Raw genomic sequence first — 380 nt, forward strand, 5'->3', positions numbered from 1 at the left:
TGCATCTATGTATAAGGCCTATTCGAGGAAGCATCGTTAGCTTCTGGCCAACATTGGGTGAGCTCGCGGTATGCCAATTACGATAAGGCCTCAAAAGGGCCAGTAGGACCGTAGGCATCTATCCACGACGGTCTGACCAAGGGTCAATGTTCTTAAGCAGCGGTTGAGGTGACCCAGCACCCCGGTGGCAGAACTCTGTTTATCAATGATTCATCGTCGCCTCTTGGACCCGCTGGCTGGCGACGATAGGTCTGATCGTTTTGCAGCAGCACCCAGACGATTCGCAGGTTTCGGTTGGCCAATCTGACGGCGGCTCCCTTTTGACCATGCTGGCTTAACCAGCGTCTCAAACGGCGATCATCCGGATGTTCCGAGTCAGG

The 380-nt window shown here is 54.2% G+C and carries 1 pseudogene; it reads right to left on the bottom strand.

The window, feature by feature from the left end:
- Positions 1 to 152 precede the first annotated feature (152 nt).
- Positions 153 to 380 (bottom strand): annotated as a pseudogene (locus AO242_RS29875) (hypothetical protein); the annotation flags it as partial.

The sequence above is a fragment of the Pseudomonas sp. ICMP 561 genome (assembly GCF_002699985.1).
GTDB classification, from domain to species: Bacteria; Pseudomonadota; Gammaproteobacteria; order Pseudomonadales; family Pseudomonadaceae; genus Aquipseudomonas; species Aquipseudomonas quasicaspiana.